Genomic DNA, 7313 nt, shown 5'->3' on the forward strand with positions numbered 1-7313 from the left:
GTGTGGGCATGGCCGTTTTTGACGATGCGGACGGCGCCGCAATGCGGACACGTAAGCTCGTTCATGGTTCATTGAACCACTGTCGTGCCCAAGAGTCCACGACCCGGCGCGCAACCGTGTTGACAACCCCAAAGGTGACAGCTATCCTTATACCCGCTGCGAACGCGAAAGGAACACCTCTCGCGCCACACAGCGTCACCAGTACGGTCCGGTAGTGTAGCGGTTAGCATATCTGCCTGTCACGCAGAAGGTCGCGGGTTCAAATCCCGTCCGGACCGCCAAAGCCCCCCAACAGGGGCGAACGGCAAAGTAGCTCAGCTGGTAGAGCAAACGACTGAAAATCGTTGGGTCGGCGGTTCAAGTCCGCCCTTTGCCACCACAGTTCCAGGTCTTCGGGCCGCCAGTGTAGCTCAGGGGTAGAGCAACTGATTCGTAATCAGTAGGTCGTCGGTTCAAATCCGACCTCTGGCTCCAACAAGAAACGTCCTCCCGGAGGGCGTTTTTTTTGTTTTTCCGCCCCACGTCGCCTGCCGTGCGCGTGGGGATTTCGTGAAGGTCACCTGCGTTCCGGTGCGGGGCGCGCGTGTGGCAGCATGTCGTCACGGTATGCGTTCAGGAATGCAGGTTCAGGTGGCGTGCGTGGGTGGCCGGGCGGCCCGCGCGGGAGCGGCGTGAGGTCCGGCGCGGGCGGCGCGGCCCTGCCGGGCGCGTCGCGGGACGTGCTGGAGGCCTGCGCGGCCGTGCAGGCCCGCTACCGGGTGGACACGGCGCTGGTGACGCAGCCGGAACCGAATTTCCTGGAGCTGTACGCGGCGGCGAAACGCTCGGCGGGCATGTTTCAGGGGCTGGTCGAGGCGTTCGGCGCGCAGGTGGGGTTCGTGGCGCAGTGCCGTCCGGGCGGCGTGAAGAGCCTGGACCGCATCGTGGAGAAGTACCAGGGGTCCGACCGGAACCTGCCGCTGGACATGCTGGCCGGGAAGGTGGTCGTGCCGACCCTGCTGGACCTGTACCGCGTGGCGCTTCAGGTGGGCGACGCCTTCGACGTGGTGGGCTTCCGGGACCGGGTGCGTCACCCGCAGAGCAGCGGGTACCGGGACCTGCACTTCATCGTGGACGTGGGCGGGCACTACGCGGAGCTGAAGGTCATGCACACCTTCTTCGACCGGGTGGACCTGTACGAGCACCGCCTGTACGAGATCCGGCGCGCCCTGGAACTCGGCGCGGAAGTGGTCACGCTGGGCGGCCCGGACGTGTACCCGGTGCTGGCGTCGGTGGAGCCGCTGGTGCTGGACACGCTGGAGAACACGAGCCGGGAACTGTTCGCGCGGGCGTGGCAGATGGTGCTGGGCCGCGAGGCGGGCGAGGGGCCGACCGTCACGTACTACCTGCTGGGGCAGGTGCCGGTCAAGATGGAGGAACGGCCCGGCGAGGGCGTGTCGCTCGTCGCGTACGACCCGTCGCGCGGCGGGTACGTGGCGGACGCGCGGTACTACAGCGACATCAAGCGCGAGGACCGCGAACCGGTGAGCGTCATCACGGAAGCGGAATTTCTGCGGCAGGTGGAGCACCTGCGGCAGTCCGGGCAGGACTGAACCCGGGGCGCACCGGATTCCTGGCGTTCAGCCGGAGTGGGCGGGCGGTTCTTGCCCCGTGGTGCGAGTCGGGCGTCAGGTGCGGGGGAGGGTGAAGCTGAAGGTGGCGCCCTCCCCCTGAGTTCCTTCGGCATGGACGCGCCCGCCGTGGCGGGTGACGATGCGGCGCACGTTCGCGAGCCCGATACCGACCCCCTCGAACTCCTCCTGGCTGTGCAGGCGCTGGAACACCCCGAAGAGCTTGCTGGCGTACTGCGGGTTGAAGCCCACGCCGTTGTCGCGCACGTGGACGGTCCACTCGCGGTCCGTGCCGTCCGCCCAGACCTCGATGCGGGCCGGGTCGCGCGGCTGCGTGTACTTGAGGGCGTTGGTGAGGAGGTTGACGAGCACCTGCCGCAGCATGGCGTGGTCGCCCATCACGGTGGGGAGGGGACGCGCCTCCCACTGGACGTGGCGGCCGTTCATTTCCGGTGCGAGTTCCTGCCGCACGGCGTCCAGCATGGCGTTCAGGTCGACGGGCTGCATCCTGAGCGGCTGCCGGGACGTGCGTGACAGTTCCAGCATGGTGTCGATCAACGTGTTCATGCGTCCGGCGGACTGGTCGACCACGTCGAGGTAACGGACGGCCTTGCTGTCGAGGTCGCTGTGCTGCAGGCTGCGGCGCAGCAGGCTGTTGAAGCCGAGGATATGCCGCACGGGGGTCCGCAGGTCGTGCGAGACGCTGTACGCGAACGCTTCGAGTTCCTCGTTCGCGGCGCGCAGTCCGGCGTTGCTGTGCTCCAGTTCGCGGGAGCGTTCCGCGAGCTGAGAGATGCTCTGCGCGCGTTCCAGCGCGAGGCTCAGGCTGCGCAGCACGCCCTCCAGCACGGTGCGGTCGGTGGCGGTCCAGCGGCGCGGCCCGAACTGGATGATGCCGAACACGCCGATGCAGTGCCCGTCGAGCCGCAGGGGAACGGTGGCGGTCGCGCCGACCGTGTGCTTCGTTTCGTCCAGCGCGTCCGTGCCGGTGTCGTAGGCGTCCTGGTAGAGCGCCTCCCCGGTCCGCCAGGGGCGCAGGAGGTTCTCGGTCCGTTCGAAGTCCAGTCCGGCGTCCACGGCGGCCTGCAGGGCGGGGTTGCGCATGCTGCCCACCTGCGAACGCAGGCGCCACACCGGCCCGTCAGGCTCGTAGTACACGGCGAACCCGTCGTCGAGCAGCGACAGCACGACCGCCTGCGCACGCTGCACCAGGGCGTACCGGTCGCCCTGAATGCCGAGTTCGTTCGTGAGCTGCGCGAAGGCCTCCAGCGCCTCCATGCGGCGTTCGGCCTCCTGCTGCCGGTCCTGCAGGCGTTCGGCGAGCGCGATCCGGTCGTGCAGCAGCGAGAAGCTGCGCCCGATGGCGGACACCAGCGTCCGTTCGCGGTCCGTCCAGGGGCGGCGGTCGGGGCCACTCACGCTGAGGACGGCCGTCACCTCGTGGTGCTGCTGCAGCGGGTACAGCGCGAGGGGACGGCCGGACGGGTGGTCGCGGCCCTCCACGAACAGCGGGCAGCGTTCCGTCAGGAGCCGTGCGATCGGCAGGCTGTCCGGGAGCAGCGGCACGGTGAGGGGCGCGCTGACCGTCCCGATCTGCTGGCGGAGCGTCCAGCCGTCCGGGGCGCGGTCGTAGAAGGCGGCGCCGCTGCCCGGCAGGAGGGCCTGCAGGGTCTGCAGCACCTCGCGGATCAGGGTGCCGAGGTCCTGAATGCTGCCGGTCGCCTCCATGAAGCGCACGAAAGCCGCCTGCGCGCGCACCTCCTCCTCGTGCCGCTGCGCCTGCTCGGCCTGCCCGAGCGCGAGTTCCAGGCTGCCCACCAGCGTTTCCAGCACGGCCCGGTCCGTGCGGGTCCACGCGTGCGGGCCGGGCAGCGTGACGCTCAGCACACCGAGCGGTTCGCCTGCCACCCGGACGGGCAGCGCCGCGACCGCGCCGCGCGGCCCGTCCGGCGCGTACGTGGGGGTGGCGGGCAGCCCTGCCCGGGTCGGCGCTTCCTGAAAGCTGGCCGAACTGCCGGGCAGCAGGGACAGCGCCACGCCCTGCGCCCGCCCGATCAGCGCGGGCGGGTCCGGCTGCGTGCCGAGGTCCGATGTGAGCCGCGCGAAGGCCTCCAGGGTGCTCGTGCGGGCCTCCAGTTCCGCGTTCTTCTGCACGAGCGCGTCCGCCTGCGCGGCCCGTTCGAGCGCCAGCGTCAGCCCGCGCCCCACCGCGCGGAACACGTCCTGGTCCCGTTCCTCCCACAGTTCGGCATGCTTCAGGCCCACCACCAGCATGGCGCGCACCGCGTCCCGGTGCAGCAGCGGGTACACGGCGACCGCCTCGTACGCCTCGCTGCCCTCGACCCCTTCGCGCACGGCGTCCCAGCGGCTCACGAACACGGCCTGCCGCGTCAGCAGCGCGTCCCGGAAGACCGGCGTCCCGAGCGGCAGTCCGGCCTGCACGCGCCGCAGCAGTGCGGGGTCATCCTGCATGTCGTCCGTGTGCACGCGCAGCTTCCAGAGGTCGTCCTCCAGCGCGTAGTACCCGCTGCTGCACTCCGGGAAACGCAGCTTCAGGAACTCCACCGCCTGACGCGCCAGAACGCGCACGTCGAGTTCCGTCCCGGCCGCTTCCGTGAACGCCGAGAGGGCCAGCTGCGCGCGCGTCGCCTGCTCCAGCTGCCGGGCGCGGGCCTGCACGCGCGACTCCAGCTCGTGCGTCAGGAAGGTCCGGCCGAGCGCGATGCTGCACTGCGCGCTCAGCGTCCGCAGGAAACGGCGTTCCTCGGGCGGGAACTCGTGCGGCGCGGCGAAATCCAGCACGATGACGCCCAGTCCCGCGCCGTCCAGCACGAGCGGCAGCACCGCCACCGCGAGGGCCGCCTCGCCGTCCATGCGCCGCTCCAGCTGCGGGTACGCGGCGCGCAACTCCTGCGTCTCCCGGAAGAACACGCCCTGATGCTGCTCCAGCACCGAGCGGATCAGGTCGTTGCGCGCGAGGGCCGTGTCCCGCCACAGGGTACGCTCCGCGAGCGGCGCACCGAGCGTCGCGCCGCGCCGCAGCTGCCGCCCGTCGCCCTCCAGCAGCAGGACCGTGCACGTGAGCGCCCCGAGCGCCTCCAGCGCGGGCCGCAGGACCGTCCCGAACACCTCCTCCCGCGAGCGGGCACCGGCGAGCGCCTCGGTCGTGTCCTGCAGGCGCTCGCTGAGCGGCGGGCCGGGAGAGAGGGCGGGCGACTCGGGCATACCGTCAGCTTAGCCTTCCCCCCTGACACGGACCTTTACCTTTACCTTGCTTTGTGCTGACGTTGTGGCTTCCGGCACGCACGGGGGGACCCGCGTTCAGCCCGGCTCGCCCGCCGCGCGCTCCGCGTGACACACCAGCACGTGCGCGCGCAGCACCTCCGACACGCTCCACGCCTGGAACGCGCAGCCGCCCGGCGTGAGCGTGTCGCCGCTGAACACCTCGCTCACCGACCCCAGCCCCGCCTCCCACAGGTGCGCGACCAGCCCGTCCAGCGCCGCGCGCGCCTCCGCCACCCGGCCGCGCCGCAGCAGCAGCTCCACGTACGCGCCCAGCGGCCACGGCCACACCGTGCCCTGATGGTACGCCGCGTCCCGCACGAGCTGCGACCCGCCATAATTCCCCAGGTAACGCGGGTCGCTGACGGCCAGCGTCCGCAACCCCAGCGGCGTCAGCAGTTCCCGGCCTGCCGTGAGCAGCGCCGCGTCCAGCTGCTCCGGCACGGCGGGCGTGTCCGGCAACGCCAGCGCCAGCAGCGCGTTCGGGCGAATGGTCGGGTCCGCGCGCCCGTCCGACGTGAGGCTGTCGTACAGGTACGCGCCCTCCTCGTTCCACAGCTGCAGGAACGCCGCGCGCGCCCGCAGCACCTCCGCCGAGTACGCGGGTTCCTGGACCAGCGCCTGACTGAGCCGCGACTCGGCCGCCAGCGCCGCCAGCCACAACGCCTGAATCTCCACCGGCTTCCCGTGACGCGGCGTCACCACCCAGTCGTGAATCTTGACGTCCATCCACGTGAGCTGCACGCCCACCTCGCCGGCCAGCAGCAGCCCGTCCTGCGGGTCCGCACGAATCCCGAACTCGGTGCCCTGCAGGTGCGCGCGCAGGATCTCACGCACGCTGTCCAGGTGCCGCCGTGCGAAGTCCGCGTCGCTGCTGGCGCGCAGGTACCGTTCCAGCGCCACGATCAGCCACAGCGCGCCGTCCACCGTGTTGTACCCGGCGCCGCTGCCGTCGTCGTGGAAGTTGTTGGGCGTCAGGCCGCCCCGCAGGTGGTCCAGGAACGTCGTGAGGAGCTGCCGCGCCTCGTCCAGCCGTCCCGTCACGAGCGTCAGGCCCGTCAGGGCGATCATGCTGTCGCGTCCCCAGTCCGCGAACCACGGGTAGCCCGCGATGACGCTCAGCGTCCGGACCGGTTCGCCCGCCAGGCCGGATACGGGGGCGGGGGTGTCTGGCCGTGCGGGAGGCGTGGGGGCCGCGCCCTGATCGTCCACGAGCAGCTCGTCCTCATGGGCGTCCCGCTCCGGCGTCTGCCCCGCCATCGTGGCCTGCGCCGTCACCTCCTGCGGTTCCGCCTCCGCCTGAACGTCGGGCCGGGCGGGCGAGGGCGTCGCCTGCCGCTCCACCAGGAAGCTGTCGGCACTCAGGGCCAGGGTCGCCGTCACGCTGTCCTGCACGCCCGTCGCGCCGAAGGTCTGCGCGATCAGCGCGTGCCGCCGCCGCGTCTCCTGCGCGTGCGCCGCCCACGGGTCACCCACCCGCGCAGGCTCGCCCACCACCAGCGCCAGCCGCTGCCGTCCGGCCGGAACCATGACGCGCCACAGGTCCGTGCTCACCGCGCGGTCCGTGTCGGGCGCGCCGCGCGCCGTGTCCAGCCGGTAATGCAGGCGCTGCGGGACCGGCTGCGGCCGCAGGCCCTCCGCCGCCCCGGCGGGCGTGAACACGCGCAGCCCGATCAGGTGCGCGCCCTCCCCGCTGCCCGACACGGTCACGTCCGCGCCCGCCCGCAGGAACTCCAGTTTCGGCGTGACGGTGCACACGGCGTGCATGTCGCGGTGCGTGAGGAGCGCGCCCAGCGTCAGCGTCACGTCCTGCGGCGCGTCGATCTCGTACAGCTGCACCAGGGTCCCGCTGCGGTGCGGCACGAAACTCGTCCGCGACACCCGCACGCCGCCCGCCAGCTGCACGCGCGTGGGCAGCAGGTCGTTCAGGTCCACGTGCGACAGCAGGTTCAGGCCGTCGCCCTCCAGCGTGCCGGGCGCCACCTCGAAGGCGTGCAGCGCGTAGCGTCGCCCCGCGACTTCCAGCGTCTCCAGCGCCGTGATGAACATCGTCTGCCGCTGCACGGGGGGCCGCAGGCTCTGCGCCAGTCCGCTGTAACAGCGGGTCGGGACGCCCGCCGGGCTCGACAGGGCGAACCCGCCCAGGCCGTCCGCGAGAAGCACCTCGCGGCTCAGGTCGCGGGCCTCCTGCGGACCGAGACGGTGACTGTAGATGGGAGGAAGCGGCGCAGCGGGCGAGGTCACGCCCACACTGTAGGCGATGACGGCCCGCCCGGCCTCCCCCTCCCCCCGGCGCGCCCAAGAGTCCACGACCACCCGCGCGGTCGTGGGGTCATGGTAATGAGGCGTTGTAGCGGTGGATGAAGAGCCACACGAGCATCTCCAGATGGGCCTGCTTGCGGCTGAACGACAGGCTTTTCC

3 protein-coding genes and 3 tRNA genes are annotated in these 7313 nt (G+C 71.4%); 4 read left to right on the forward strand and 2 right to left on the reverse strand.

Going from position 1 to position 7313, the window contains the following annotated elements:
• Positions 1-205: 205 nt before the first annotated feature.
• The 4 genes from IEY33_RS18895 (at position 206) to IEY33_RS18910 (ending at position 1592) form a co-directional block, all read left to right on the forward strand.
• Positions 206-281: transfer RNA gene (locus IEY33_RS18895), tRNA-Asp, on the forward strand.
• 22 nt (positions 282-303) lie between these two features.
• Positions 304-379: transfer RNA gene (locus tag IEY33_RS18900), tRNA-Phe, on the forward strand.
• A gap of 20 nt (positions 380-399) precedes the next feature.
• A tRNA-Thr gene (locus IEY33_RS18905) sits at positions 400-474 on the forward strand.
• A 161-nt stretch (positions 475-635) separates the two neighbouring features.
• The gene (locus tag IEY33_RS18910; RefSeq protein WP_188964855.1) at positions 636-1592 is read left to right on the forward strand and encodes a RelA/SpoT domain-containing protein; all 957 of its coding nucleotides are present in this window, start codon (positions 636-638) and stop codon (positions 1590-1592) included.
• Between the two features lie 75 nt (positions 1593-1667).
• On the opposite strand, the gene IEY33_RS18915 is transcribed toward IEY33_RS18910, so the two are convergent.
• Positions 1668-4835 (reverse strand): GAF domain-containing protein, encoded by a 3168-nt coding sequence (locus IEY33_RS18915; RefSeq protein WP_188964856.1) that lies wholly within the window; start codon positions 4833-4835, stop codon positions 1668-1670.
• Positions 4836-4931: 96 nt separating this feature from the next.
• On the reverse strand, positions 4932-7136 hold the full coding sequence (locus IEY33_RS18920; protein WP_229671168.1) for an amylo-alpha-1,6-glucosidase: 2205 nt from the start codon (positions 7134-7136) through the stop codon (positions 4932-4934).
• Positions 7137-7313: the final 177 nt, after the last annotated feature.

Source organism: Deinococcus aquiradiocola (assembly GCF_014646915.1).
GTDB lineage: Bacteria > Deinococcota > Deinococci > Deinococcales > Deinococcaceae > Deinococcus > Deinococcus aquiradiocola.